Origin of the sequence: Bradyrhizobium sp. CB2312, from assembly GCF_029714425.1 — a bacterium.
Lineage (GTDB): Bacteria > Pseudomonadota > Alphaproteobacteria > Rhizobiales > Xanthobacteraceae > Bradyrhizobium.
The window spans coordinates 8,990,486-9,014,700 of record NZ_CP121668.1; the positions used below are offsets into that span (position 1 = coordinate 8,990,486).

The 24,215-nt window shown below is 65.2% G+C and carries 24 protein-coding genes and 1 other RNA gene; 9 read left to right on the top strand and 16 right to left on the bottom strand.

The genetic code is table 11. The features are described from left to right. Nucleotides 1-12: 12 nt before the first annotated feature. Genes QA642_RS42870 through QA642_RS42885 form a run of 4 tightly spaced genes read right to left on the bottom strand, consistent with a single transcriptional unit; the run spans nt 13 to nt 3,411 of the window. A complete protein-coding gene (locus QA642_RS42870; RefSeq protein WP_283082195.1) occupies nt 13-777 on the bottom strand; it encodes an amino acid ABC transporter ATP-binding protein in 765 nt (254 codons plus the stop codon). Continuing rightward, a complete protein-coding gene (locus QA642_RS42875; protein ID WP_283082196.1) occupies nt 774-1,631 on the bottom strand; it encodes an amino acid ABC transporter permease in 858 nt (285 codons plus the stop codon). The genes QA642_RS42870 and QA642_RS42875 overlap by 4 nt, the downstream gene beginning before the upstream one ends. Beyond that, nucleotides 1,628-2,455, bottom strand: coding sequence for an ABC transporter substrate-binding protein (locus QA642_RS42880; RefSeq protein ID WP_283082197.1), 828 nt, complete (start codon nt 2,453-2,455; stop codon nt 1,628-1,630). The genes QA642_RS42875 and QA642_RS42880 overlap by 4 nt, the downstream gene beginning before the upstream one ends. A gap of 32 nt (nt 2,456-2,487) precedes the next feature. Next, the gene (locus tag QA642_RS42885) at nt 2,488-3,411 is read right to left on the bottom strand and encodes an N-carbamoyl-D-amino-acid hydrolase (protein WP_283087095.1); all 924 of its coding nucleotides are present in this window, start codon (nt 3,409-3,411) and stop codon (nt 2,488-2,490) included. 184 nt (nt 3,412-3,595) lie between these two features. On the opposite strand from QA642_RS42885, the gene QA642_RS42890 reads away from it, so the two are divergent. Together QA642_RS42890 and QA642_RS42895 are read left to right on the top strand one after the other, a co-directional pair. Beyond that, nucleotides 3,596-4,522 (top strand): LysR family transcriptional regulator, encoded by a 927-nt coding sequence (locus QA642_RS42890; RefSeq protein ID WP_283082198.1) that lies wholly within the window; start codon nt 3,596-3,598, stop codon nt 4,520-4,522. 29 nt (nt 4,523-4,551) lie between these two features. Further along, nucleotides 4,552-5,265 (top strand): type 1 glutamine amidotransferase, encoded by a 714-nt coding sequence (locus tag QA642_RS42895; RefSeq protein ID WP_283082199.1) that lies wholly within the window; start codon nt 4,552-4,554, stop codon nt 5,263-5,265. Nucleotides 5,266-5,473: 208 nt separating this feature from the next. Here the strand turns inward: QA642_RS42895 and QA642_RS42900 are convergent, their stop codons facing one another. The 3 genes from QA642_RS42900 to QA642_RS42910 all read right to left on the bottom strand — a co-directional run bounded on the left by QA642_RS42900 (nt 5,474) and on the right by QA642_RS42910 (nt 6,772). After that, nucleotides 5,474-5,941: a nuclear transport factor 2 family protein gene (locus QA642_RS42900; protein WP_027561108.1), complete on the bottom strand. Its 468-nt coding sequence runs from the start codon at nt 5,939-5,941 to the stop codon at nt 5,474-5,476. Nucleotides 5,942-6,036: 95 nt separating this feature from the next. Continuing rightward, nucleotides 6,037-6,486, bottom strand: a complete 450-nt coding sequence (gene ybgC / locus QA642_RS42905) for a tol-pal system-associated acyl-CoA thioesterase (RefSeq protein ID WP_254125426.1) — start codon at nt 6,484-6,486, stop codon at nt 6,037-6,039. A 52-nt stretch (nt 6,487-6,538) separates the two neighbouring features. Continuing rightward, on the bottom strand, nt 6,539-6,772 hold the full coding sequence (locus QA642_RS42910) for a type II toxin-antitoxin system RelE/ParE family toxin (RefSeq protein WP_283082200.1): 234 nt from the start codon (nt 6,770-6,772) through the stop codon (nt 6,539-6,541). Here QA642_RS42910 and QA642_RS42915 point away from each other — a divergent pair. Next, a complete protein-coding gene (locus QA642_RS42915) occupies nt 6,722-7,012 on the top strand; it encodes a hypothetical protein (protein WP_283087161.1) in 291 nt (96 codons plus the stop codon). The genes QA642_RS42910 and QA642_RS42915 overlap by 51 nt on opposite strands. A 35-nt stretch (nt 7,013-7,047) precedes the next feature. Here the strand turns inward: QA642_RS42915 and QA642_RS42920 are convergent, their stop codons facing one another. The 5 genes from QA642_RS42920 to QA642_RS42940 form a co-directional block, all read right to left on the bottom strand. Further along, nucleotides 7,048-7,962: a metallophosphoesterase gene (locus QA642_RS42920; protein WP_283082201.1), complete on the bottom strand. Its 915-nt coding sequence runs from the start codon at nt 7,960-7,962 to the stop codon at nt 7,048-7,050. A 147-nt stretch (nt 7,963-8,109) separates the two neighbouring features. Then, nucleotides 8,110-9,168, bottom strand: coding sequence for a Holliday junction branch migration DNA helicase RuvB (gene ruvB / locus QA642_RS42925; RefSeq protein WP_027561111.1), 1,059 nt, complete (start codon nt 9,166-9,168; stop codon nt 8,110-8,112). Further along, entirely contained in the window at nt 9,165-9,782 is a 618-nt protein-coding gene (gene ruvA / locus QA642_RS42930; RefSeq protein WP_283082202.1) for a Holliday junction branch migration protein RuvA, read from the bottom strand. Before ruvA ends, ruvB begins: the two co-directional genes overlap by 4 nt. Beyond that, complete coding sequence (gene ruvC / locus QA642_RS42935; protein ID WP_283087096.1) at nt 9,779-10,306, bottom strand: crossover junction endodeoxyribonuclease RuvC; 528 nt, start codon at nt 10,304-10,306, stop codon at nt 9,779-9,781. Before ruvC ends, ruvA begins: the two co-directional genes overlap by 4 nt. 226 nt (nt 10,307-10,532) lie before the next feature. Beyond that, nucleotides 10,533-11,279 (bottom strand): YebC/PmpR family DNA-binding transcriptional regulator, encoded by a 747-nt coding sequence (locus QA642_RS42940; protein ID WP_283082203.1) that lies wholly within the window; start codon nt 11,277-11,279, stop codon nt 10,533-10,535. Nucleotides 11,280-11,484: 205 nt separating this feature from the next. Between QA642_RS42940 and QA642_RS42945 the strand changes: the two genes are divergently transcribed. The 5 genes from QA642_RS42945 (at nt 11,485) to QA642_RS42965 (ending at nt 19,469) form a co-directional block, all read left to right on the top strand. Further along, nucleotides 11,485-13,227, top strand: coding sequence for a methyl-accepting chemotaxis protein (locus QA642_RS42945; protein ID WP_283082204.1), 1,743 nt, complete (start codon nt 11,485-11,487; stop codon nt 13,225-13,227). A 180-nt stretch (nt 13,228-13,407) separates the two neighbouring features. Further along, nucleotides 13,408-14,832, top strand: a complete 1,425-nt coding sequence (locus QA642_RS42950; RefSeq protein WP_283082205.1) for a methyl-accepting chemotaxis protein — start codon at nt 13,408-13,410, stop codon at nt 14,830-14,832. A gap of 658 nt (nt 14,833-15,490) precedes the next feature. Continuing rightward, nucleotides 15,491-15,955, top strand: a complete 465-nt coding sequence (locus tag QA642_RS42955) for a (2Fe-2S)-binding protein (RefSeq protein ID WP_283082206.1) — start codon at nt 15,491-15,493, stop codon at nt 15,953-15,955. 8 nt (nt 15,956-15,963) lie between these two features. Continuing rightward, nucleotides 15,964-18,129, top strand: a complete 2,166-nt coding sequence (locus tag QA642_RS42960) for a molybdopterin cofactor-binding domain-containing protein (protein WP_283082207.1) — start codon at nt 15,964-15,966, stop codon at nt 18,127-18,129. Next, nucleotides 18,126-19,469 carry a cytochrome c gene (locus tag QA642_RS42965; protein WP_283082208.1) on the top strand — a complete coding sequence of 448 codons (1,344 nt, stop codon included), beginning with the start codon at nt 18,126-18,128 and terminating at the stop codon, nt 19,467-19,469. The genes QA642_RS42960 and QA642_RS42965 overlap by 4 nt, the downstream gene beginning before the upstream one ends. Before the next feature lie 219 nt (nt 19,470-19,688). Here QA642_RS42965 and QA642_RS42970 read toward each other — a convergent pair whose 3' ends face one another. Continuing rightward, entirely contained in the window at nt 19,689-20,786 is a 1,098-nt protein-coding gene (locus QA642_RS42970) for a cyclase family protein (RefSeq protein WP_283082209.1), read from the bottom strand. Nucleotides 20,787-20,905: 119 nt separating this feature from the next. Between QA642_RS42970 and QA642_RS42975 the strand changes: the two genes are divergently transcribed. Next, nucleotides 20,906-21,973 carry a GTP-binding protein gene (locus tag QA642_RS42975; RefSeq protein WP_283082210.1) on the top strand — a complete coding sequence of 356 codons (1,068 nt, stop codon included), beginning with the start codon at nt 20,906-20,908 and terminating at the stop codon, nt 21,971-21,973. A 364-nt stretch (nt 21,974-22,337) separates the two neighbouring features. Here QA642_RS42975 and QA642_RS42980 read toward each other — a convergent pair whose 3' ends face one another. From QA642_RS42980 to ssrS, 3 genes are all read right to left on the bottom strand, one after another. Then, nucleotides 22,338-23,162: a TIGR00282 family metallophosphoesterase gene (locus QA642_RS42980; RefSeq protein WP_283082211.1), complete on the bottom strand. Its 825-nt coding sequence runs from the start codon at nt 23,160-23,162 to the stop codon at nt 22,338-22,340. Then, on the bottom strand, nt 23,140-23,736 hold the full coding sequence (locus tag QA642_RS42985) for a 5-formyltetrahydrofolate cyclo-ligase (RefSeq protein WP_283082212.1): 597 nt from the start codon (nt 23,734-23,736) through the stop codon (nt 23,140-23,142). The genes QA642_RS42980 and QA642_RS42985 overlap by 23 nt, the downstream gene beginning before the upstream one ends. 209 nt (nt 23,737-23,945) lie before the next feature. Continuing rightward, a non-coding RNA gene (ssrS, locus tag QA642_RS42990) (6S RNA) lies at nt 23,946-24,106 on the bottom strand. Between the last annotated feature and the right edge of the window lie 109 nt (nt 24,107-24,215).

Sequence of the window (24,215 nt, forward strand, 5' to 3'; positions counted from 1 at the left end):
CACGCCCCCATTTCAGATCACAGCCGAAAGAAATGCTTTTGTGCGCTCCTCGCGCGGCGCGCCCAGCACGTCCGAGGCGCGCCCCTGCTCAACGATTGCGCCCTGGTCCATGTAGACGACGCGGTCGGCGACCTCGCGGGCGAAGCCGAGCTCGTGCGTCACCACCATCATGGTCATGCCGCTCCTCGCCAGCTCCTTCATGACCGCAAGCACCTCGCCGACGAGCTCGGGATCGAGCGCGCTGGTCGGCTCGTCGAACAGCATCAGCATCGGCTTCATGGCGAGCGCCCGCGCGATCGCCACGCGCTGCTGCTGGCCGCCGGAAAGCTGGGCGGGATACCAATCGGCCTTGGCTGCGAGCCCGACGCGACGAAGCAGTTCGATGGCTTCCGCGCGGACCTCGTCGGATTTGCGCCCCTGCACCTGGGTCGGACCTTCGGTGATGTTCTCCAGCGCGGTCTTGTGCGGAAACAGGTTGAAGCGCTGGAACACCATGCCGGTCTTCAGCCGCTGCCGTCCGATCTCCCACTCGCTGAGACGATAGAGCTTGCCGCCCCGCTCGCGCACCCCTAACAGCTCACCGTCGAGCCAGATGCCGCCAGCGTCGATCACAGCCAACTGGTTGATGCAACGGAGCAGCGTGGTCTTACCCGAGCCGGAAGCGCCGATCAGACACATCACCTCGCCGGGCCAGACGTCGAGCGAGACGCTCTTGAGAGCCTGGAACTCTCCAAAACTCTTGCTGACGGAGCGGATCGCGACGAGGGGTTTTGTCATCGCGCCAGCCGCAATGTGCCGCGTGCAAAGCGGCGCTCGAGCAACATCTGGAGCGGGGTCAGGATCGAGACGACGAGCAGGTACCAGAGCCCGGCCACGATCAGAAGCTCGATGACGCGGGAATTGGCGTAGTAGATGTTCTCGGCGTTGTGCAGTAGTTCCGGATACTGGATGACGCTGGCCAGCGAGGTCGCCTTCACCATGCTGATGAACTCGTTGCCGAGCGGCGGGATCACCACGCGCATCGCCTGCGGCAGCACGATCCGGCGCAGCGCACGCAGCCGTCCCATGCCGATCGCCTGCGCCGCCTCATACTGCCCAATGTCGACCGACAGCATGCCGGCGCGCATCACTTCCGATGTATAGGCGCCCTGGTTGATGCCGAGCCCGAGCAGTGCCGCAAGGAACGGCGTCATGACGTCGACGGCGCGCGCGGACCACAGGCCGGGAATGCCGATGGTCGGAAACACCAGCGCGAGATTGAACCACAGCAGCAGTTGCAGAATCAGCGGCGTGCCGCGGAACAGCCAGGTGTAGCCGGCGGCGACCGTCTTCAGCACCGGATTGGGCGACAGCCGCATGATCGCGACGACGATGCCGAGGACGATGCCGAGCGCCATCGCCAGCACCGCCATCACCATGGTGTTGACGATGCCTTCGAGGATCACCTTGGCCGTGAGGAAGCGGCTGACATAGGACCATTCGATCTGGCCGTTGGCGAAGGCGCGCGCAATCGCCGCCAGCACGAGGACGATCAGGGCCGCGCTGATCCAGCGAAACCAGTGCGGCTCACGCGCGATCCGCATACCCGACAGATCGGGGAAACCTTCCGCGAGTGCCGGCGCCGGCCTCATTGCGGCGCCGCGTTCAGCATGGGCTTCTCGACTGCGTTGGCACCAAGGCCCCATTTGTCGAGAACGGCCTTGTAGGCGCCGTCGGCGATCATCGCCGCGAGCTTCTCCGTCACGACCTCACGGAGCGCGGCATCGTCCTTGCGGAACATGATGCCCTGATAGCCTTTCGCAAACGCCTCGCCGACGATGCGGTATTTGCCGGGCTCCTGCGTCTGCGCATAAGGCAGCGTCTCGCTGCCTTGCACAGCGGCGTCGATGCGGCCCTGCTTGAGCTGGTTACGCACGTCGATCGAGTTCTCGCCAGGAACGTACTGAATCGCCGGCTTGCCGGCCGCCTCGCAATTCTGCTTGCTCCACTTCTCGATCTCGACCGGGAAGCTGGTGCTGCGGGTGGTGCCGACCTTCTTGCCGCAGAGATCGGTCGCGTCCTTGGCCGCGTTATCGGCCATGACGAAGAACTGCGGGCCGGTCGCGAGGTAATCGACGAAATCGGCTGTCTCGCGTCGCGAGGCGCGGTCGGAGATGCCGGAGATGATGAAATCGGCGCGCCTGGTCTGGAGCGAAGGGATCAGCTCGGCGAACGGCGTCTCGCTCCAGACGATCTTGAGTCCGCCGAGCCGCTTGGCGAGCTCGTTCGCCAGATCGATGTCAAGCCCGACCAGCTCGTTGCTGGCGGGATCGCGGTATTCCATCGGCGCGTAGGTGGAGTTGACCGTGAGCTTCAGCGCGCCCGCCTGCTTGATTTCCGCCGGCAGCTCGGCGGCCTGCGCGGACGTCACGGCAGCCAAGGCTGCGGACCAGAGGAAATGCGAGAGGCGTGTCATGTCAGCTCCTTTGCCAGCGCCGTGCCACTTGCTCAGTCCGCGTCGAGAACAGCCGGCTCGATGACGCCGGCGCGTTCGGTGATCACCCTGTATTGCTCGGGCCGCCGGTGGGCGGCGAAGTTGAACATCTTGTCCTTGCCCTGCCGGCAGAGATCGAGATCGATGTCGGCGACGATCACCTCGTCGGCCAGCGTCTGCGCCTGCGCGACGATGCGGCCGTTCGGATCGACGATGCAGGAGCCGCCGATCAGGCCGGAACCGTCCTCCTCGCCCGCCTTCGCCACCGAGATCGCCCAGGTCGCGTTCATGTAGGCGTTGGCCTGGGTCACCAGCGTCGAGTGGAAGGTGCGCAAGGCTCCGTCTTCCGTCGTGCCGCCGTTGGGATCGTAGGCGGCCGAATTGTAGCCGATGCAGACGAGCTCGACGCCTTGCAGGCCCAGCACGCGCCATGATTCCGGCCAGCGGCGATCGTTGCAGATCATCATGCCCATGATGGCATGGGCCCAGGCCGAGCCGGCACGGAAGGCGGGAAAGCCGAGATCGCCATATTCGAAATAGCGCTTTTCGAGCTGTTGGTAGCGAGCGCCTTCCCGAGGCTCGACCGAGCCCGGCAAATGCACCTTGCGATAACGGCCGAGGATCTCGCCGTCGCGATCGACCAGAACGGCGCAATTGTAGCGGCGGCCGTCCGGCGTCAGCTCGGCATAGCCGACATAGAAGCCGACGCGGAGCGCACGCGCGCGGTCGAACAGCTTTGCCACTGCCGGGTTCGGCATGCCGCGCTCGAAATACTGGTCGAGCGCCGCGCCTTCGAGCAACCAGCGCGGAAAGAAGGTGGTGAAGGCGAGCTCCGGAAATACCACAAGGCTGGCGCCGCGGCCGGCCGCCTCCTCCAGCAGCGCGAGCATCCGCCCCAACGTATGCTCACGCGTATCGGCTTTTTGCGTCGGCCCCATCTGGGCGGCGGCGGCGCGAAGGACACGAACCAAGATTGCCTCCAATCTGTGCGCAATGCTGCCTCAATGGGCGAATGAACCCTTTGATGCGACGCGCAAATCCGCTGCCATTACGGGGAAGCAGGGCTGCAAAATCAATTCGCTCTGCTATGATGTTTTGGCCCAGAGTATAATCGGCAGTGATATGAACCTGCGTCAGCTCGAAATCCTGCGTGCCGTCATCCGCCACCGCACCACGGTGGCGGCGGCCGACGAGCTGGCGCTGTCGCAGCCCGCCGTCAGCAACGCGCTGAAGACGATGGAGGCGCAGGCGGGCTTTGCGTTGTTCGAGCGCGTCAACAACCGGCTGTTTCCGACGGCGGAAGCGATGGCGCTCTACAAGGAGAGCGAGGCGATCTTCGCGCTGCACGCCAAGCTCGAGAACCGCGTGCGCGATCTGCGCGAGAACCGCTCCGGGCATCTCGCCATCGTGGCGACGCCCCCGCTCGCCTACAGCATCATCCCGTCCGCATTGTCCGGCTTCCTGCGCCGCCGCCCGGAGACGCGCGTGTTCTTCGACGTGCGACGCTACGAGGGCATCATCGAGGGCGTGCTCAGCCGCGTCGCCGAACTCGGCTTCGCGCTCGGGCTGACGCATCATCCGGGCATTGCGCATGAGGTAGTGCATACCGGCGAGATGGTCTGCGTGCTGCCGCCGCAGCATCCGCTCGCAGGCAAACCGGTGATCTCGGCCGCGGACCTGTCCGGCCTGCCCTTCATCGGGCTCGAACGCGGCACACGGCTTGGCGAAGCCGTGCGCGACAGTTTTGCCCGAGCCGGCGCGCCGTTCCGGCCGACCGTCGAGGTGCGCTACTGCAACACGGCCTGCGTGCTCGCCGCCGCCGGCGTCGGCGCCGCGGTGGTCGATCCGTTCTCGCCGCGGCAGAACGGCGGCAGCGGCCTCGTGGTGCGACCGTTCGCGCCGACGACGCACGCGGTCGCTTACATGCTATGGTCGGAAGCCGAGCCGCTGTCGCGACTCGCCAAGGCGTTTCTCAACGAGGTCCGCAAGGAGAGCGCGCATCTCGAGCGCACAGCGCCACACCAGCAACATGGGGCAGGAAGCGGCTGAGCTTCGCAACCTTTTCATCCGGGGGGCACATGGCACGCATCACCATCATCGAGACCGGGCGGGTTCCGCAAAAGTATCGCGAGCGTCACGGCTCGTTTCCGGACATGTTCGAGCGCATGGTCCGCGCCGAGGATCCGACGACCACGGTGGACGTGGTCAGCATTCCCAATGGCGATGCGCTGCCCGATCCGCGCAAGCTCGAAGCCGTGCTGATCACCGGCGCTGCCGCCGGCGTCTATGACGGGCTCGACTGGATCGCGCCGCTCGAAGACTTCGTCCGCACCGCCTACACCAACAAGACGCCGATGGTCGGCGTCTGCTTCGGCCATCAACTGATCGCGCAGGCGCTCGGCGGCACCGTGCGCAAGTCGGAGAAGGGCTGGGGCATCGGGCGCCACGTCTATCGCGTGCTGCGGGAGAACGGCGTCGTCGATGGCGAAGCGGTCGCGATCGCTGCCTCACATCAGGATCAGGTGGTCGAGCCGCCGAAGGACGCGCTGACAATCCTGTCCTCGGACTTCACCCCGCATGCCGGCCTGCTCTACGCCAACGGTTCGACGCTGACCGTGCAGCCGCATCCGGAATTCGACGCGGCGTTCGCAGAAGTGTGCTGCGAGCTACGCGACGGCAAGGCGCCGGACGATGTCGTTGCCACGGCCAGGGCGTCGCTGGCGGAGCCGATGGACAACGCGAAGCTGGGCGGGGCGATTACGCGGTTCTTGGCGAAGCGTACGGCGACCTAAGATTTAGTTCGCAACAGTCACCGCACGGCCTCTTCCCTTCTCCCCTTGCGGGAGAAGGTGGCGCGAAGCGCCGGATGAGGGGTTCTATCCGCACGCTAGACTACTCATGGGGGTAGATACCCCTCACCCGTCTCGCCGCTACGCGGCGAGCCACCCTCTCCCGCAAGGGGAGAGGGTGCAGTGCACTTGCCGCGCTATCTCGCGAAGATCAAAACGGATCCGTCCCCAGCCCGGGCACGTCGGCCGGCCGCGGCCCGGGCGCGGCCCAGTGAAACCGGCGATCCTTCTCGGCAATCGCGATGTCGTTGATCGAGGCTTCGCGCCGCTTCATCAAGCCGTGCTCGTCGAACTCCCACTGTTCGTTGCCGTAGGAGCGATACCACTGGCCTTTTCCGTCGTGCCATTCGTACTGGAAGCGCACGGCGATGCGGTTGCCGTCGAAGGCCCAGAGGTCCTTGATCAGGCGATAGTCGTGCTCCTTCTCCCACTTGCGGGTGAGGAAGGCGACGATGGCCTCGCGGCCCTGGAACACTTCGGAGCGGTTACGCCAGCGGCTGTCCTCGGTATAGGCGAGCGAGACTTTCACCGGATCGCGCGAATTCCAGGCATCCTCGGCCATGCGCGCCTTTTGCGCGGCGGTCTCACGGGTGAAGGGCGGGAGTGGCGGGCGCGACATGGTAGCCTCATCGGGTTGGTGGCGGCCGCAAATCTATCCCCGCACGCGGTGGAGTCGATAGGCTGTCAGCTATTGGCCGATCACTTATCGGGCGATCAGGAAATCAAATCGGCTTTCATCAGCGCACGGATCGATTTCGGGATCGGCTGGGCGCGGCCGCCGCTGATGAAGGCGACGCGGACCTCGGCCTTCACCAGCACGTCTTCGCCGCGCCGCACCTCCTGCGCCAGCATGATCGAGGCGCCCTTCACCGCGACCGGCCAGGTCACGACGTCGAGCACATCGTCCATCCGTGCGGGCTTGAGGAAATCGAGGTGCATCGAGCGAACGACAAAGGCAAAGCCGGCGCCTTCCGTTTCGACCTGCTCGAACAGAGCCTGCTGCTCGGCGCCCATCAGCCTGAGATGATTGGTGCGCCCGCGCTCCATGTAGCGCAGATAATTGGCGTGATAGACGATGCCGGAAAAATCCGTGTCCTCGTAATAGACGCGGACCTGCATGTGATGGCGGCCGTCGCGGATCTCGCCGTCGAGATGGGCAGTCATTTCGGAAACTCTCGCTTTATGTCTCGACGTCCATCCAAGACCCGCACAATGACTATGCGATCAGTCTGGACGAGGTAAAAGGCAAATAACCATCGATCGACAGCCCCCGAAGCGACGCCCTTAGCTCACTCCGATCTGGTCCTAGAAACGGGAATTGTCGCAACTCATCGAATCGCTCCGAGAACCTTGCAGCCAATCGATCCGCTGCCGCTAGGCTACGCTCGGCGAGATATGAATGGATATCAAGAAGGTCCGTGCGAGCGCGCAAGGACAAAACGACCTGCACGCGTCCCTACCGCTTCGCCCGAGTTTGCTTGAGAAACTCGTCAAGGTCCCAAGGGACCACGCGCTCAGCCTCTACGTCCGCCATCCCTTCATCGATCGCATCTTTGAGAGCCCGAAACTTCTTGGCTTGCGACAACAAATAATCGGCCGCGGACTCCTGCAGTTCCTCAGGCAGCAGCTCAAGAGCTTCGACAGCTTTCTCGATGGCAGAACTCATCGCATCAATATAGCGCAGCCTTAGACGGGTGCCCAGATGCCTCACCCGAAATTTGAAGGCTACACCACCAGCGGTCCCCGCCCCAGCGTCACCTCGACGATCTCGGGCGGCACGCCGACGCGGATCGGCATCAAGCTGCAACCAAGTCCGCCCGAGATGATGACGTCGCATTTCATCCTGACATGACCATAGGCGAGCTTCCCGCTATTCGGACCCCGAACAGCCGGCGACCAGCCGAGCACGCGGACCTGGCCGCCATGGGTGTGACCGGACAGCTGCAGCGCGACGCGCGCCGGCACGCGCCAGGCGATGTTGGGCTCATGCGCGAGCAGGATGATTGGCGCATCGTCGGTGACTTTTGCCAGCGTGCCCTCGAGATCGTCGACACCGAACCGCGCCGTGCTCCGGAAGCGCTGCGCCGGCGCAAAGGCGAGCTGATCGCCGAGGCCGGCGAGCCAGAAGGAGCGGCCGCCCTTGGTGAGGCGCACGGCGTCGTTCTCGTAGACGGGAATGCCGGCCGCCTCCAGCGCGCGGTGCGCGATGGTCGGCCCGCGCCAGGCTCGCTGCACAATCCTGTCGTCCCAATAATCGTGGTTGCCCATGACGGCGTGAACGCCGAGCGGTGCCTTGAGGCCGGCGAGCACCCTCGCCCATTCGCTCGACGGAATGATGCGCGTGACCTGGTGAACGCCGGCGACATAATCGCCGAGCAGCACGATCAGGTCGGCATTCAACGCGTTGGTACGATCGACGATCGCCTCGATCCGCTCCAGCGACATCCAGGGATCGCAGGCATGGATGTCGGCGACCGCCGCGATCTTCAACGGGAAATCCGCCGGCCATTGCCGCGGGGTGGGATGATAGCGGGTGACACGGAGCCGCATCGGCTCGACGCCGACGCCATAGGCGGCGGTCGAGACGCCGAGGGCGGACAGGCCGCCGATGGACCGGATGAGATGACGACGCGAGATCATTCAAGTCTGCTTCTGATGCGGCGTTTGATGCGGTCCGATTGAAGCGGAATTGGGGTGCGGTGGTGCAGACCGCCTGCATCCTCGTGCAAATTGCCTGCACAAAGATTACCGGAAGTTCATGACAACCGGACCCTTGCTTCGACGCGATCAGTCGTCGCTCTCGTCCGTGCCGAACAGGCCGAACTGTGCCGCCGCATCGCGCGAGGGCTCGGCGATGCCTAGGTGGCGGAAGGCGTGCGAGGTGAGCAGCCGGCCGCGCGGCGTGCGCTGGAGATAGCCGCACTGGATCAGATAAGGCTCGATGATGTCCTCGATCGCATCGCGCGGCTCGGACAGCGCCGCGGCCATCGTCTCGACCCCGACCGGGCCGCCGCCATAGTTGAGCGCGATGGTCGAGAGATAGCGGCGGTCCATGGCGTCCAGGCCCGCCGCGTCGACCTCGAGCGCGCTCAGCGCGTGGTCGGCGATCTTGCGGTCGATCTTGTCGGCATTGGCGGCTGAAGCGAAATCGCGCACGCGGCGGAGCAGACGGCCGGCGATGCGCGGCGTGCCGCGGGCGCGGCGCGCGATCTCGTTGGCGCCATCAGTGCTCATGCCGACATTGAGAACACGGGCGCCGCGCGTGACGATGCTCTCGAGCTCCTCGATCGTGTAGAAATTGAGCCGGACCGGAATGCCGAACCGGTCGCGCAAGGGATTGGTGAGCAGGCCGGCGCGCGTGGTGGCGCCGACAAGGGTGAATTTCGACAGCTCGATCTTCACCGAGCGCGCCGCCGGTCCCTCGCCGATGATCAGGTCGAGCTGAAAGTCCTCCATCGCGGGATAGAGCACTTCTTCGACCGCGGGGCTGAGGCGATGGATCTCGTCGATGAACAGCACGTCGCGCTCTTCGAGATTGGTGAGCAGCGCGGCGAGATCGCCGGCCTTGGCGATGACAGGGCCTGACGTCGCACGAAAGCCGACGCCGAGCTCCTTCGCCACGATCTGCGCCAGCGTGGTCTTGCCGAGGCCGGGCGGACCGACGAACAGCACGTGATCGAGCGCCTCGCCACGCTTGCGCGCCGCCTCGATGAAGATCGAGAGGTTCTTGCGCGCCTGCTGCTGGCCGACGAAGTCGGACAGCGATTGCGGTCGCAGCGCAGTGTCGCCGACATCGTCGCTGCGGCGCTCGGGCGAGACCATGCGATTGGCCTTGGGGTCGCTCACTTCGCGAGCTCCTTCAGGCCGAGGCGAATGAGCTGCGCGGTCTCGGCGCCTTCACCCGCGCTGCGCGAGGCTGACGCGATGGCCGCGGCGGCCTGCGGCTGGCCATAACCCAGATTGACCAGGGCGGAGATCGCATCCGCAACGGGGCGCGGCGCGCGCTGGTCGTCGACGGCACCGGCAAGATGAACCACGGCCGGATCGACATTGGCAAAGGCCGGCGCCTTGTCCTTCAATTCGGTGACGATGCGCTCGGCGACCTTGGGTCCGACGCCGGGCGTACGCGCCACCGCGGCCTTGTCGCGCAGCGCAATGGCGTTGGCGAGATCGGCCGGCACCAACGTGCCGAGCACCGCGAGCGCGACCTTGGCGCCGACGCCCTGCACGGTCTGGAGCAGGCGAAACCACTCGCGCTCCTGATCGGTGCGGAAGCCGAACAGTTTTATCTGGTCCTCGCGGACATAGGTCTCGATCGACAGCACGGCGGCTTCGCCGGGCGAGGGCAGATGCTGCAGCGTGCGCGACGAGCAGTGCACCTGATAGCCGACGCCGCCGACGTCGAGAATCACAAAATCCTCGCCGTAGGAATCGATCAGGCCCTTGAGCTTGCCGATCATAACCCCGCCACCTTCAGCCTGAGCGCCGTGCTTTGGCGGTGGTGGGCGTGGGTGATCGCGATGGCGAGCGCGTCGGCGGCGTCCGCGGACGGCGGCTCGGCTTTCGGCAGCAATATCTTCAGCATCATCGCGATCTGTTGCTTGTCGGCGTGACCGGCGCCGACCACGGTCTTCTTGACCTGGTTCGGCGCGTATTCGGCGACAGAGATGCCGAACATTGCGGGCGCCAGCATGGCGACGCCGCGGGCCTGGCCGAGCTTCAGTGTCGCGACGCCGTCCTTGTTTACAAAGGTCTGCTCGACCGCTGCTTCCATCGGCTGGTGGCTGGACAGGACGGAAGCGAGCTCCTCGTGGATCGCGAGCAGTCGGCTCGACAGCGGCAAATCGTCCGGCGGTTCCACCGAACCGCAGGCGACGTAGATCAAACGATTGCCCTCAGCCTCGATCACGCCCCAGCCGGTGCGGCGCAGGCCGGGGTCGATGCCGATGATGCGAACGGGGCCACGAATCGGGAGCGCGGTCATGGGCCAGTGATAGCGGCTGGCTGCGATGGGGGAAACAGAAACAGAACGGAAGTAACAGGGGAAAGGCAGATGGTCGGATGGCATCCGCCCTGCATTCCGCAATCATACCCCGCGAAAGCGGGGTATCCAGTACGCCGCGGCCTATCCGTACCCCTCAGGCGTCTCGGAGTACTGGATCGCCCGCTTTCGCGGGCGATGACAGCGGTGGATGAGGCTACCGGACGGCCTACCCGCCCATCTTCGCCATCAGCGCGTCCGACACCTCGAAATTGGCATAGACGTTCTGGACGTCGTCGTGCTCGTTGAGCAGGTCCATCAGCTTGAGCAGCTTCTCGCCGGTCTCGTCGTCGACGGCGACCGTGTTCTGCGGCTTCCAGATCAGCGCGGCCTTGCGCGGCTCGCCGAACTTGGCCTCCAGCGCCTTGGCGACGTCGCGATAGCTCTCGGTCGAGGCGTAGATCTCGTGGCCGCCTTCGCCGGAGACGACGTCGTCGGCGCCGGCCTCGATCGCGGCATCGAGCACCGCGTCGTCATCGGCGACGCTGCGGTCGTACTCGATGATGCCGGTGCGGTCGAACATGAAGGAGACCGAGCCGGTTTCGCCGAGATTGCCGCCCGACTTGGTGAAGAAGGAGCGGATGTCGGAGGCGGCGCGGTTGCGGTTGTCGGTCAGCGCCTCGACGATGACGGCGACACCGCCCGGGCCGTAGCCCTCGTAGCGGATCTCGTCATAGTTCTCGCCGTCGCTGCCGAGCGCCTTCTTGATGGCGCGCTCGATATTGTCCTTCGGCATGTTCTCCTGCCGCGCGGCGATCACGGCGGCGCGCAGGCGCGGGTTCATGTTCGGGTCAGGCGTGCCGAGCTTGGCGGCGACGGTGATTTCGCGCGCCAGCTTGCCGAACAGCTTCGACTTCTGCGCATCCTGCCGCCCCTTGCGGTGCATGATGTTCTTGAATTGGGAATGTCCGGCCATGCGTGGTCTCGTAAAGGAATCGTGCGCCAAGGTGAGCTTAGGGAAGCGCGGCCTTATAGGCCGTCCACCCACCGGAATGAAAGGGGCTCTACGACTTTAAGGTAACACCGTACTGGCCCCTGCCTAGAGGTCAGGCACCGTTAACCCTGATTTCATTCCGGACTGCGAAAATAGCGCCCGACCGTTCCCCGACAAGAGAAACCCGATGGCGTTCGGACTATTTCGGAAGCGTCTGCCGGAGATGGCTGCGCCCGCCCCGGAGGCTGCGCAGCCGGCGGCCCATTCCGAGCCCGCGCCGGCTGCCGAGGCTGATTCGGCCCGGGAGATCCTGGAACTGCTGGAACTCGAGCTCGGGGCGATGATCCGCCAGCTTGAGCGCGCCGCCAATTCGGTGGCCGGCGGCGCCGAGGCGACCGCCGCGACGCTTGCCGCCATCCGCGACCGCACCGACGCCCTCACTGGCCGCACCCACGCCGCGCAGTCGACCGCCTCGACCTTCGCCCATGCCGCCGACAAATTCACCCAATCCGCGCAAGGCATCGGCGCCCAGGTCCGCGCGGCTGCCAAGCTCGCCGACGAGGCCAGCACCGCGGCGCAGGAGGCCCGCGCCAATGTCGACCGCCTGCGCGAGTCCTCGGCCGCCATCGGCAACGTTGTCAACCTGATCGCGCAGATTGCGCGGCAGACGACGCTACTCGCGCTCAACTCGACCATCGAGGCCGCGCGCGCGGGCGCGGCCGGCAAAGGCTTTGCGGTCGTCGCCACCGAGGTGAAGGCGCTCGCGGTGCAGACCCAAGGCGCCACGGAAGAAATCTCCAAAAAGATCGACGCGCTGCAGCGCGATGCCGCCGGCTCCGCCGACGCCGTGCACCGCATCTCGCAGGCGATCGAGGCGATCCGGCCGGTGTTCGACACCGTCAACGGTGCGGTCGCCGAGCAGAACGCCACCACCAGCGAAGTCTCCGGCAATGCCGCGAGCGCGTCGGAGTTCATCATCTCGGTCGGCGAAAGCGCGGCCGAGATCGACGCCGCGACCAAGGCCGCCGAGACCCATGGCGAGAACGTCGCCAGCGCCGGCAAGGCCGTCACCACCTTCGCACAGAAGCTGAAATCGCGCTGCGCGGTGCTGCTGCGCCAGAGCGAGCACGACGACCGCCGCAAGACCGAGCGGCTGCCCTGCCATCTCAAGCTCGAAACGACGCGCGGCGTGATGCCGGTCTACGAGATTGCGATGGACGGCGTGCTGATCGGCGGCGCCGAGGCTGGACGGCTGGCACCGCACACGATGATCGAAGGCAGCCTCGAAGACGTCGGCACCTGTCGCCTGCGCGTGATCGAGCAGTCCAAGGCCGGCGCCCGCGCGCAGTTCGTTGCTCCCAATGCCGAGCTCACCGAGAAGATCGAGGACAAGCTCTGGTCGATCCACGAGGAGAACACCGAGTTCGTCACCCGCGCGATGGAAGCAGGCAACGCGCTGACCCAGATCTTCGAGCAGGCAATCGCGCGCGGCGAGGTCAAGGTCGACGACCTCTTCGACACCGATTACGCGGACATCGCCGGCACCAATCCGCAGCAATACCGCACCCGCTATCTGGACTGGGCCGACCGCGCGCTGCCGCCGTTCCAGGAGGGCTTCCTCGCCAGGGACCCGCGCATGGCGTTCTGCGCCATGGTCGACCGCAACGGCTTCCTGCCGGTGCACAACAAGATCTATTCGCATCCGCAGCGGCCGGGCGATGTCGCCTGGAACACGGCCAACAGCCGCAACCGGCGGATCTTCAACGACCCGGCGGGGCTCGCCGCCGCGCGCAACCTGCGATCTTACCTGGTCCAGAGCTATGCGCGCGACATGGGCAACGGCAACACCGTGATGATGCGCGAGATCGACGTCCCGATCCGCATCCGGGGCCGGCACTGGGGCGGATTCCGCACGGCCTACAAGCTCTAGCGCATGGCCCGCAGCGGTCTTTCGACCAGACCATGCGCACTCCAAAGAACCAGGGCGCAAATTGCGCCCTAGTGCACGCTCAGGCAAGACGCCCGCCGCGAATCATCCTTTAAGGTCGGATTTGGAATGGGAATGCCGCGTGGAGCCGGCGTACGGCTCCGACTGGAGGACCCTCGAGACATGTCCGTCGCACAACTTGCAGTTATGGACACCGGCTCCAACCGGACGCTGGCTGAACGGCTGATCGACCAACTCGCCGACCGCATCGGCGGCCTCGGCGTCGAGCTCGCCGACATCGCCGGCAACGTCCAGGAAGTCGCAAACCGCGTCGCCAACCAGTCGGAACGGTTCCACCATCTCCAGAAGACGGCGGAGACGATGGTCTCGGCCAATCACGACATCGCCAACGCATCGCAGGCGGTGCAGTCGACGACGTCGGCCGCGGTCGGCGAGATCGCGCAGTCGCGCAACGCGGTCGACACCGCCGTCAGCCACATCTCCGAGCTGGTCGCAGCCGTCGAACGTATCGAGGCTCGCTTGAGCGCGGTCGGCTCGGCGCTGGCGCAGGTCGCGAAAGTGTCCGGCTCGATCGAGGCGATCGCCAAGCAGACCAACCTGCTTGCGCTGAACGCAACCATCGAAGCGGCGCGCGCCGGCAATGCCGGCCGCGGGTTTGCTGTGGTCGCGAGCGAGGTGAAGAACCTCGCGGAGGCCACCCGCCAGGCCACGCATCAGATCTCCGATACCGTGCGCGACCTCGATGGCCAGATCGAAGGCCTCATCGGCGAGAGCAGCGATGCCTCGCAGCGCGCGAAGACCGCAGGCGAAGGCGCCCAGCAGATCTCCGGCATCATCTCGCGCGTCCAGCAGGGCTTCGCCTCAGTGGAAGCCGAGATCGACAGCGTCACCCGCGCGGCGACCTCCAATCTCGGGCACTGCGACACCGTGATCAGCGAGCTCAATGAGCTTGCCAAGGGCGTCGACCTGTCCTCGCGCGATCTTGGGAATGCCGACCGGCGGATTGCCAAGCTGCTCGACACCTCCGAAGGGCTGATCGCGCTGATCGCCGACAGCGGCGTCGAGACCTCGGACGCGCCGCTGATCCGTGTCGTCGTCGAGACTGCCAGGCGTATCTCGGCCGAGTTCGAAGCCGCGATCGACCGCGGCGAGATCACGCTCGACCAGCTGATGGACGAGAACTACCGGGAGATATCAGGCACCGATCCCAAGCAGTACAACACCGCCTATGTCGACTTCACCGACCGCGTGCTGCCCGCGATCCAGGACCCGATCCAGAAATCCGATCCGCGCATCGTGTTCTGCGTCGCCTGGGCCAGGGGCGGCTATTTGCCGACCCACAATCCGAACTACCGCCTGCCGCAGGGCAAGGACCCGGTCTGGAACAACGCCAACTGCCGCAACCGCCGCCTGTTCACCGACCGCGCGGTGAAGAAGGTCGCGGCGAACACAAAACCCTTCCTGCTGCAAACCTATCGCCGCGACATGGGCGGCGGGCAGTTCGTGCTGATGAAGGACCTGTCCTCGCCGATCACGGTTCGCGGCAAGCACTGGGGCGCCTTCCGGATGGGTTTTCGGCAGGGCTGATGGCCGTTCCTGCGTTCTTGAATCAAAAATCTGAAAAACAACCCCATGCACAGTAGCCTGGGTGTGGGGAATCAATGGCTTGCAGTCGGCGGGCCTGGCGCGGCTTGACGCGTCGGGCAAAACAGGCGCACAATGCTATTATTCCGAAATTGCTACCCCCTTCTCCCCTTGTGGGAGAAGGTGGCGCGAAGCGCCGGATGAGGGGTCTGTCTCCGCGGTAGAGCTGCCTAAGAACGGGAGGGCGTCATACGGGGATAGAAACCCCTCACCCCAACGTGCTCGTGTCTACCGACGTCGCCGCCCTCTCCCACAAGGGGAGAGGGCACAGCAATGCCGCGCTCGCCACCATCCCGACTTTCCCAATCGCACGAAATTCGTCATCGCATGTTTTTGCGCGTTCGCACGATCATCTGCGTCGATCGGTGACGGGCGCGTTGAAAATGCGTCAAAATATGACGATTATCATATCAATTAGCCCAAGATCGCCGTAGTGATCGCCGCACAAATTCGTGAACGTCATGGCCCGACGCTTCGTTCGCGCAAATATGCATTGCGAGAAATAACGATGCTTCATCGTTTTGCATCGGTATGATTATGGTCGCGCACGAGTTCGCGAACTGGATCGCCGCAAGCGATCCAGAGAGCACAGGGAATGCATATGGCAACGACACTCACCATCAACGGCGAACAAAAATCCTTCGACGCGCCACCTGAGATGCCCTTGCTGTGGGTGCTGCGCGACATCCTCGGGATGACCGGCACCAAGTTCGGCTGCGGCATCGCGCAATGCGGCGCCTGCACGGTGCATGTCGACGGCAAGGCGGTGCGCTCCTGCGTGCTGCCCGTCAGTGCGGTCGCCAACCGCGCCGTCACCACCATCGAGCATGTCGGCAGCACGCCTGCCGGCGCGAAGGTGCAGAAGGCCTGGCTCGAGGCCGAAGTGATCCAGTGCGGCTATTGCCAGTCCGGCCAGATCATGGCGGCCGCCGCATTGCTGGCGGCAACGCCGAACCCTGATGATTCCGACATCGACGCCGCGATGGCCGGCAACATCTGCCGCTGCGGCACCTATGTGCGCATCCGCGAGGCCATCAAGCACGCGGCCAACGGCCGTCAGTCGTGAGGTCCGCCATGAATGCACACAACAGCGTCTCCCGCCGGTCGCTCCTGACCGGGGGCCTCGCCACCGGCTTCCTGCTCGCCTTCCATCTGCCGCTGCGCGCCGCCGCCAACGAGCCGGTGCAACGCGATGTGACCGACGGCAAGTTCGCGCCCAACGCCTTCATCCGCATCGACGAGACCGGCCGCACCGTGCTGATGATGCCGCAGGTCGAGATGGGCCAGGGCACCTACACGTCGATCTCGGCCGTGATCGCCGAAGAGCTGGATGCCGACTGGAGCAAGGTCGAGGTGCAGCATGCCCCGCCCAACGACAAGCTCTACGGCAACCCGACCTTCGGACTGCAAGTCACCGGCAATTCCAACTCGATCCGCGCCTGGTGGCTGCCGCTGCGCAAGGCCGGCGCCACCGCGCGCGCGATGCTGGTGCAGGCCGCAGCCAGCCAGTGGGGCGTCGAGCCCGCCAGCTGCACGGCGTCGAAGGGCGAGGTCGCGCATGCCGCGAGCGGCCGCAAGCTCGGCTATGGCGAACTGGCGCTCGCCGCCCAGGGCCAGACGCCGCCGAAGGACGTCGCCATCAAGGATCCCAAGGATTTCGTCCTCATCGGCCAGCCGCTGAAGCGGCTCGACACGCCGGACAAGGTCAACGGCAAGGCGCTCTACGGCATCGACGCGATCCTGCCCGGCATGAAGATCGCCGCGATCGCCAATTGCCCTGTGTTCGGCGGCAAGGTCGGCAAGGTCGATGACAGCGCCGCGATGAAAGTCGCGGGCGTGCGCAAGGTCGTCGTGCTCGACGACGCCGTCGGCGTGATCGGCGATCACATGTGGGCGGCAAAGAAAGGTCTCGAAGCGCTCAAGATCGAGTGGAACGAAGGCCCGAACGCTGAGATCACCACCAAGGACATCTGGGACGATCTGCGCAAGGCCAGCCAGAAGGACGGCGCGGTTGCGAAATCCACCGGCGACATCGCCAAGGCGCTCGCCAGCGGCGACAAGTTCGAGGCAGCCTACGAGCTGCCGTTCCTGGCGCATGCCTCGATGGAGCCGATCAACGCCACCGTCCACGTCAGGCCGGATGCCTGCGAGATCTGGACCGGCACGCAGATCATGACCCGCGTGCAGTCGGAGGCGGCGAAGGCCGCCGGCGTTCCGATCGACAAGGTGATCGTCAACCAGCATCTGCTCGGCGGCGGCTTTGGCCGCAAGCTCGAGCCAGACATGGTCGTTGCGGCGGTGAAAATTGCAAAGCAGGTCGACTATCCCGTGAAGGTGATATGGACCCGCGAGGAGGACATCCAGCACGACGTCTACCGTCCGGTCTATCGCGACCAGATCACGGCATCGCTGGTCGACGGCAAGGTCGCGGGGTGGAAATACAAGGTCGCGGGCTCCGCCGTGCTCGCGCGCTGGCTGCCGCCGGCGTTCCAGAAGGGCATCGACATCGACGCGATTGATGCCGCAGTGGATGCGCCTTACGACTTCGCCAATTTCCACGTCGAATATGTCCGCGCCGAGCCGCTGTCGGTGCCGACCGGCTTCTGGCGCGGCGTCGGCCCGAACAACAACGTGTTCGCAGTCGAATGCGCGATGGACGAGCTCGCGCGCAAGGCCGGCAAGGACCCGATCGAGTTCCGGAAGTCCATGCTGACCAAGAACCCGCGCATGCTCGCAGTGCTCGACCAGGTCGCAGAGAAATCCGGCTGGGGTCAGCCATTGCCCGCCCGCGTCGGCCGCGGCGTCTGCGTGCAGCCGTCATTCGCAAGCTTCATCGCGACTGTGGTCGAAGCGGAGATCGACGATTTCGGCGAGATCGTGCTCCGCCGCGTCACCTCGGTGGTCGACACCGGCATCGCGGTCAACCCCGATACGGTGAAGGCGCAGATCGAGGGTGGCCTCATCTTCGGCCTCACCGCCGCGCTCTATGGCGAGATCACCATCGACAAGGGCCGCGTGCAGCAGTCGAATTTCCACGACTACCGCATGATGCGCATCAACGAGACGCCGAAGATCGAGGTCACCGTCGTGAAAAGCGGCGAGGCCCCCGGTGGCATCGGCGAAGCGGGGGTCAATGCCGGGCCGCCGGCACTGCGCAACGCGATCTACGCCGCAACCGGCGTGGCGCTGCGGCGCCTGCCCATCGATCGGAAACTGCTGGCTGCGGGGAAGAAGGCATGAGCAGGACAATGCGTATCCTCGGAAGCCTCGTCGTGATCGCCATCGTGGTGGCGGGACTCGCGGTCTGGATCATCCGCGGGCCCGGCCCGCTCGACTTCGCCGGCGGCACCAAGGTGGCGCTGGCGGACTACCGCGCCGGCAAGCCGACGGGCGTACCGGCCAAGCTGGAGAAAGCGAGCCTCGTCGAACGCGGCGAATATCTCGCCAAGGCCGCCGACTGCATGGTCTGCCACACCAAGCCGGGCGAGAAGGACTATTCCGGCGGGCTCGCCTTCAAGCTTCCGTTCGGCACGCTCTATTCGACCAACATCACGCCGGACAAGGACACCGGCATCGGCAATTACAGCGATCAGGATTTTCTGATCGCGGTGCAGCACGGCAAGCGTCGTGACGGCGCCCGGCTCTATCCGGCGATGCCCTACACGTCCTACACCTACATGACCGACGAGGACGTGCTCGCGGTGAAGGCCTACCTGTTCAGCCAGCCGGCGGTGCGTGCCAAGGCGCCGGACAATACGCTGTCGTTCCCGTTCAACCAGCGCTGGGCGATGATCTTTTGGTCGGCCGTGTTCAATCCGGACACGCGCTTTACGCCCGATACTTCGAAAAGCCCGGAGTGGAATCGCGGTGCATATCTTGCGGAGGCGCTGGCGCATTGCGGCGAGTGCCACACGCCGCGCAATCTCGGCTTCGCGCTGGATAACCGCAAGAAGTTCGCCGGCGCCATCACCGCCGGCTGGCGCGCCTTCAACATCTCCTCGGACAAGGCGACGGGCCTCGGCAATTGGAGCGACCAGGATCTGATCTCGTATCTGTCGCTCGGCCACGCGCCAGGCCACGGCTCGGCGTCGGGCCCGATGGGCGAAGCGGTCGACCACAGTTTTAGCCAGTTCGCGCCCGAAGACATCAGCAGCATCGTTGCTTACCTGCGCAGCGTGCCGCCGCAGCCCTCGCCCGACCTGCCCGCCACCACGGCGCCCGTCGCGCCCGCCTCGCACAAGGAAGGCGTGACAGCGGACGCGCGCGGCAAGAAAGTGTTCGCCAGCGCCTGCGCCAGCTGCCACGGCTGGAGCGGCGAGAGCCCGGTCTCCCCGATGGCAACGCTGACCGGTACCTGGGCCGTCAACGACCCCGCCGCCACCAACGTCGCGCAGATCGTGATCTCAGGCACCAAGCGGCATACGCCTGACGGTGCGCTGTCGATGCCCGCATTCGGAAGTGCGTATACCGACGACGAGATCGCGGCGGTGGCGAACTACGTGACGGCGCGGTTCGGCACCAAGGGCTCGAAGCTGACGGCGAAGGACGTCGCGGAGCTGCGGGAACAGACGGCGGATTGAATTTAGCCGCAACCGCCGCTGCCCCTTCTCCCCTTGTGGGAGAAGGTGGCGCGAAGCGCCGGATGAGGGGTTCTCTCCTCGCTCTCAAGCGCCAGACGACTCGCGGAGGCAACCCCTCACCCGGCTCGCCGCTATGCGGCGATCCACCCTCTCCCACAAGGGGAGAGGGTGCACCGTCAATGCCGCCCGAGAACGATTAGGAAGCCGACTCTAACCGCCTCACGTAAGCGCAATCGGGCAGCCGTTGCTGCCCGTGGCGCCCTTGATCGGGGCCGGCGCGAAGCAATAGACGAACTGGTACTTCTTGTCGGCGATCAGATCGTCGAAGATGAGGTTCTCGTGGTTGTGGATGCCGTGCTTGGTCTGCAGCTCGGAGTGGACCACGAAAGCGAGCGACTTGTCGGGATTGGGCACCACCTCCACCGCCCAGGTGTCGGCGCCGGTGAGCGCGAGATCCTTCTCGATCACCCATCTGGCCGCATCCATGCCGATGCCCGGCTCGCCGCTGTTGAAACGGTCGTTGTTCTTCATCCACAGCGAGCCCCAGCCGGTGTGGAACATGATCGCATCGCCCGGCTTGATGTCGCTCTCGGGAATGTTCTGCTTCGCCAGCGCGGCCTTGATGTCGGCCGCGGTGATTTCCTGGCCGACATCCATCATCCCGCCCTTCAGCGCGACCATGTCGACCAGATGCGCGCGGGTGAACAGCGGCTTGAGCTTCTCGACACCGAGCTTCTTCAAACCGTGGGCGTCGCTGATCTCGGTTGCGGTGAAACCATTGTAGAACCGCATCTCGTTCTTGTCGCCGTCCTTGCCCAATTGGATTCCGATATGGCCGAGGCCGTCGAATTGCGTACCGGTCTGGCCGATCTCGGTGGTCAGGAATTCGTCGTGATAGACCATCTTGTTGTCGCCGAACGGGCCGCCGGTCGGGCTGCCGGGAATGCGCAGCGTGAACGCGCGCGGACCGAACAGCGGCATGCCGCCTTCGTAGACGCGACCAATCTTGTAGATCTTGCCGTCCTTGATCCATTTCGCGGCATCCAGGACCTTTTCGGGCGTGATGTGATTTGATGCGCCGGACTCGTCGTCCTTGCCCCATTTCGACGGCCACCACGGCTTGTCGGTGCCCTTGGGCATGGAGGTCGCGGTCTGCGCCTGGGCTTCGCTGATCGGTGCAAGCGAGAACTTGCCGTGCATCGAGCCGGCGAGAGCGGCACCCGCGACGCCGGCGATGCCCGCGGTGCGGAGCAGGGTCCGCCGATCGGTCGTGGAGCCGCTCTCGTCTTGATCTACGTTGTTGATCTCATTAGACATTGCACCCTCCCAGGTTGTGGTCAGAACAAAATCTGACTCTCAAATTGTTTCCGGCTACCCTCCTCCTCCGCTACGCTGTTGTCCAGCGACAAAAATAAGACTGATGGCGCGAGTGTCCCATGAGCCTGTTCGAAAGCGACAAATCCGCTCAGCGGCTACCGGTGTCGCTGATCACCGGCTTTCTCGGCAGCGGCAAGACCACGCTGCTCAATCGCCTGCTGCGCCGCGACGACATGAAGGACAGCGCCGTCATCATCAACGAGTATGGCGAGGTCAGCCTCGATCATCTCCTGGTCGAGCGCGTCGATGGCGAGGTTGCCGTGCTCGCAAGCGGCTGCATCTGCTGCACCATCCGCAGCGACCTGGAACAGACGCTGCGGGACCTCCTGGTCAAGCGCGACCGGGGCGAGATTCCGCCGTTTCGCCGCATCCTGGTCGAGACCACCGGGCTCGCCGATCCCGCGCCGATCGTGCAGCTGCTGCTCAACAACCCGCTCGTCTCGCACTTCCTGCGGCTCGACACCATCGTGACCACGATCGACGCGGTCAACGCATCGCATCAGCTCGACCGTCAGTATGAGGCGGTGAAGCAGGTCGCGCTGGCGGACCGGCTGTTGATCACCAAGCGCGATCTGGTCGACGATGTCGGCTCGCTGGAGCTGCGTCTACGCCAGCTCAATCCCGGCGCGAGGATCGAAACCGTCGATCATGGCGAGATCGATCCGGCCCATCTATTTGGTGCGGGCCTGATCGATCCCGGGAAGAAAAGGATCGACGTTGCGCGCTGGCTGAATGAGCACGCCTTCGCCGAGCCGCATGCGCATGCCGGCCATTCGCATCATGACCGTCACGCGCATCATGACCATGATCATCACGATCACGACGCGTCCATCACCAGTTTCATGCTGGCATTCGACGAGCCGCTCGACTGGATGGCCGTGACCCACTGGCTCGCGCATTTGCGCAACGCGCGTGGCGCGGATCTCTTGCGGGTGAAGGGGATTCTCAACCTTCACGGCGAGGCGGCGCCGGTCGTGATCCACGGCGTGCATCACGTCTTCCACCCGCCGGTGGCGCTCGCCGCCTGGCCCGACGGCGATCGCCGCTCGCGCATCGTCTTCATCACGCGCGGCATCTCGCGCGCGGACGTGCTGGAGCTTTGGCAGGCGGTTCGCGCGGCGGCGTGAGGCGGCCGGTTGAAACGAGCGCTAGCGCTATCCCTTCTCCCCTTGTGGGAGAAGGTGGCGCGAAGCGCCGGATGAGGGGTCTTTCTCCGCGCGTTCAGATGCGAGAGATTCACTCGCGGAGAGAAACCCCTCACCCGTCTCGCCGCTATGCGGCGAGCCACCCTCTCCCACAAGGGGAGAGGGTGCACCGTCGATGCCGCTCAAAATTCAGCGTCGTAGGGTGGGCAAAGCGACTTGTCTGCCGTAGCTCGAAGAGCGAAGGCGGAAGCGTGCCCACGCACTTGCGAACATGGAGAAAGATGGTGGGCACGGCGCAAGTGCGCCTTTGCCCACCCTACGATTTCCGATCGTGTAGCTTCGTTCTTCAGCTCAGCCAGAACTTCGGCGTGGCCGGCTCCAGCCTTCCACCAACGCGCACCGGCGCGATCTTGAGCGCGAGGCCCGTGGCATCGTCGGTCTCCACCGCAACGCCGCTGAGGGTCGCGACGCCCGCGGCCGGCTCGAAACGGCCCGACGGAATCCCCGATGTGAACCGGCGCAGCGGTTCTTCCTTCTGCATGCCGATGATGGAATCGTAGTCGCCGGTCATGCCGGCGTCGGTCATGTAGGCGGTGCCGCCGGCGAGGATCTGATGATCGGCGGTCGGCACATGCGTGTGCGTGCCGACGACGAGGCTGGCGCGTCCATCGCAGAAGAAGCCGATGGCCTGCTTCTCGCTGGTCGCTTCGCAATGGAAATCGACGACGATGGCATCCGCGGCAACGCCGAGCGGACAGGCGCCGAGCTCGCGCTCGAGCGCGGCGAACGGATCGTCGAACGGGGTCATGAAGACCCGGCCAAGCGCGTTGACGACGAGCGCATGCTTGCCGTTCTTGGTCTCGACCAGAGCGGCGCCGCGGCCGGGCGTTCCGCGCGGATAGTTCGCGGGACGGACAAGGCGGTCGGCGCGCTCGATGAACACCAGCGCCTCGCGCTGGTCCCAGGAATGGTTGCCGAGCGTCACCGCATCGGCGCCGGCCTCGACGAGCTCCCGGTAGATCGCTTCCGTGATGCCGAAGCCGCCCGCGGAATTCTCGCCGTTGACGACGACGAAATCGAGCGACCAGTCCTTGACCATGCCGGGCAAATATTTGGCGACGGCCTCGCGCCCGCTACGGCCGACGACATCACCCACGAAGAGAATGCGCAACTTCAGAACTCCGGAAATCGAACACGTCCGATTCCGTTAGCACATAATCCAGCGCCACGTCGTGGGATAGTGCCGGAACCGCCTCGATCTCCTGCGCTGCAAAAGCAAGCCCGATGCCGACAATGTGCTTGACCTTGCGCAAATGCGCGAAGGTGAAATCGTAATGCCCCGCGCCGTAGCCGATGCGATGGCCGAGGCGGTCGAACGCCGCAAGCGGCGTCAGCATGATGTCGGGAATCACTTCGGCGGCTGCCGGCGACGGCTCGGGAATGCCGAGCGGGCCGAGCATCAGGCGGTCGTTCGGATGGAAGATGCGGAAGATCAGCGCCTTGCCGCGCGTGGTGACGCAGGGCAGCGCCAGCCTTGCGCCCTCCTCCGCCAGCTTCTTCAAGAGCGGCATCGGATCGATCTCGCTGCGGATCGGCGAATAGCCCGAGACGATGCTGCCGGGCAAGAGGTCGAACGGCAGCCCGCGCTTGGCGAGCTTTGCAGCGGCGGTCGCGCGCTTCTTCTCGCTGAGCGCGTCGCGCTTGGCGAGGGCTTTGGCGCGGAGTTCGGCTTTGGAGTTGGACATGTGCTTCGGTCCCCCAAGGTCATCACCCGCCTTGTGCGCCCTTGCGCACTGGGGCGGGTGATCCAGTATTCCAGAGACGTCAGTGCAAGAACCTCGACGCCGCGGCGTACTGGATGCCCGGTCGAGCCAGGGGCATGACACCAAGACTGAATTGAACCGCAAGCGTGTCGGGGACGCAAATTCGACAGGCACGAACCAGAAGAAAACAGTGCGAAGCCGCGGACGCCGTTGAAGCACTCGATCCCGGAGTTCCCTACGAAAGTAGGTGGGCACCATATGTCCGAGCCCACGGGCCCGGCCAGGGACAGTTCCCTAAAGGATCGATAAGGCCCCGGGGATATATGGCTCCTGACGCGCGTCGCAGCCTCGCCGGGGCAATGTAACAACGATGTTGACGAATCGCCAGCCCGGGTCGCGGCTGGTCCCCACCTCTCCCGCTTGCGGGAGAGGTCGGCGCGAAGCGCCGGGTGAGGGCTCTC

What these genes read in the sequence shown, in the direction of transcription:
- QA642_RS42970 (WP_283082209.1), bottom strand. Translation starts at nt 20,786, where the DNA reads ATGTCTAATGAGATCAACAACGTAGATCAAGACGAGAGCGGCTCCACG.
- QA642_RS42890 (WP_283082198.1), top strand. Translation starts at nt 3,596, where the DNA reads ATGAACCTGCGTCAGCTCGAAATCCTGCGTGCCGTCATCCGCCACCGC.
- ruvC (WP_283087096.1), bottom strand. Translation starts at nt 10,306, where the DNA reads ATGACCGCGCTCCCGATTCGTGGCCCCGTTCGCATCATCGGCATCGAC.
- QA642_RS42920 (WP_283082201.1), bottom strand. Translation starts at nt 7,962, where the DNA reads ATGATCTCGCGTCGTCATCTCATCCGGTCCATCGGCGGCCTGTCCGCC.
- QA642_RS42880 (WP_283082197.1), bottom strand. Translation starts at nt 2,455, where the DNA reads ATGACACGCCTCTCGCATTTCCTCTGGTCCGCAGCCTTGGCTGCCGTG.
- QA642_RS42885 (WP_283087095.1), bottom strand. Translation starts at nt 3,411, where the DNA reads ATGGGGCCGACGCAAAAAGCCGATACGCGTGAGCATACGTTGGGGCGG.
- QA642_RS42915 (WP_283087161.1), top strand. Translation starts at nt 6,722, where the DNA reads ATGGATATCAAGAAGGTCCGTGCGAGCGCGCAAGGACAAAACGACCTG.
- QA642_RS42955 (WP_283082206.1), top strand. Translation starts at nt 15,491, where the DNA reads ATGGCAACGACACTCACCATCAACGGCGAACAAAAATCCTTCGACGCG.
- QA642_RS42895 (WP_283082199.1), top strand. Translation starts at nt 4,552, where the DNA reads ATGGCACGCATCACCATCATCGAGACCGGGCGGGTTCCGCAAAAGTAT.
- QA642_RS42985 (WP_283082212.1), bottom strand. Translation starts at nt 23,736, where the DNA reads ATGTCCAACTCCAAAGCCGAACTCCGCGCCAAAGCCCTCGCCAAGCGC.
- QA642_RS42950 (WP_283082205.1), top strand. Translation starts at nt 13,408, where the DNA reads ATGTCCGTCGCACAACTTGCAGTTATGGACACCGGCTCCAACCGGACG.
- QA642_RS42965 (WP_283082208.1), top strand. Translation starts at nt 18,126, where the DNA reads ATGAGCAGGACAATGCGTATCCTCGGAAGCCTCGTCGTGATCGCCATC.
- ruvA (WP_283082202.1), bottom strand. Translation starts at nt 9,782, where the DNA reads ATGATCGGCAAGCTCAAGGGCCTGATCGATTCCTACGGCGAGGATTTT.
- QA642_RS42940 (WP_283082203.1), bottom strand. Translation starts at nt 11,279, where the DNA reads ATGGCCGGACATTCCCAATTCAAGAACATCATGCACCGCAAGGGGCGG.
- QA642_RS42900 (WP_027561108.1), bottom strand. Translation starts at nt 5,941, where the DNA reads ATGTCGCGCCCGCCACTCCCGCCCTTCACCCGTGAGACCGCCGCGCAA.
- QA642_RS42945 (WP_283082204.1), top strand. Translation starts at nt 11,485, where the DNA reads ATGGCGTTCGGACTATTTCGGAAGCGTCTGCCGGAGATGGCTGCGCCC.
- QA642_RS42875 (WP_283082196.1), bottom strand. Translation starts at nt 1,631, where the DNA reads ATGAGGCCGGCGCCGGCACTCGCGGAAGGTTTCCCCGATCTGTCGGGT.
- ybgC (WP_254125426.1), bottom strand. Translation starts at nt 6,486, where the DNA reads ATGACTGCCCATCTCGACGGCGAGATCCGCGACGGCCGCCATCACATG.
- QA642_RS42960 (WP_283082207.1), top strand. Translation starts at nt 15,964, where the DNA reads ATGAATGCACACAACAGCGTCTCCCGCCGGTCGCTCCTGACCGGGGGC.
- QA642_RS42870 (WP_283082195.1), bottom strand. Translation starts at nt 777, where the DNA reads ATGACAAAACCCCTCGTCGCGATCCGCTCCGTCAGCAAGAGTTTTGGA.
- QA642_RS42975 (WP_283082210.1), top strand. Translation starts at nt 20,906, where the DNA reads ATGAGCCTGTTCGAAAGCGACAAATCCGCTCAGCGGCTACCGGTGTCG.